The organism is Pseudomonas soli, from assembly GCF_900110655.1.
In the GTDB taxonomy this organism is placed as follows: domain Bacteria; phylum Pseudomonadota; class Gammaproteobacteria; order Pseudomonadales; family Pseudomonadaceae; genus Aquipseudomonas; species Aquipseudomonas soli.
Genome location: NZ_FOEQ01000034.1, coordinates 1 through 1031, shown reverse-complemented (window position 1 = coordinate 1031; position 1031 = coordinate 1). Strand labels below are relative to the sequence as shown.

1 protein-coding gene is annotated in these 1031 nt (G+C 60.8%); it reads left to right on the top strand.

The genetic code is table 11. The features are described 5' to 3' along the window. A partial coding sequence (locus BMY03_RS25965; protein ID WP_342342493.1) for an immunoglobulin-like domain-containing protein occupies positions 1-1031 on the top strand: 1031 nt, incomplete at both ends.

Here is a 1031-nt window from a genome sequence, read left to right as displayed (position 1 = left end):
CAAGGTGATGACGTCTTCAAGGACGGCGATACCCTGACCGTCGGCATCACCGATGCTGCCGTTGACGGCAAATCCTTCGAGAACCTGGAGCTGGGTGGCAACGCCTCGGTTCAAATCACCGACACCATCAGTGAAGTGGTCGCGACCCTGACCGCCGACAAGACCACTGTCACGGAAGGCGGCCAGATCACCTACACCGTGACCCTGACCAATGCCCAAGGCCTGTCGGTCACCGGCCACAATGGCCTGACCTTCACCCTGAGCGATGGCACCAAGGTCACCGTACCGGCCGGCAGCGGCAGCGGTACCTTCACCATCACCGCCCCGAGCGACGTATTCGTCGGCGGCCAGCCCTCGATCGTGAACAAGCTCGAAGGTGTCAGCGGCGCGGACAACTTCGAGAAGCTGACGCTCGGCAAGGAGACACTCACCACTACCGTCACTGATGATCCGGATACCGGCAACAAGGTATCTGTCACCATCGTCAGCAACGGCGATGTCACCGAGGACCTGCAGCCATCCTTCACCGTCAAGGTCAACCAGAAGCTGGACCAGGATCTCACTGTCACCCTGAGCAATGGTGCCAAGGTGGTGATTCCGGCTGGCCAGACCCAGGTCGAGTATAAGGCGGATGCCCAGGGCGATGACGTCTTCAAGGATGGCAGTTCGCTGACCGTCGGCATCACTGATGCAGTCGTTGATGGCAAGACCTTCGAGAACCTGCAGCTGGGTGGCGATGCCACCGTGCAGATCACCGATACCGTCAGCGAAGTCGTCGCGACCCTGACCGCCGACAAGACCACTGTGTCGGAAGGTGGCCAGATCACTTACACCGTGACCCTGACCAATGCCCAGGGCTTGTCGGTCACTGGCCATAACGGCCTGACCTTCACCCTGACCGATGGCACCAAAGTCACCATTCCGGCGGGCAGTGCCAGCGGGACCTTCACCATCACGGCCCCGGACGACGTGTTTGTCGGTGGCCAGCCGAGCATCGTCAACAAGATCGAATCGGTTGCCGGTGGCGACAA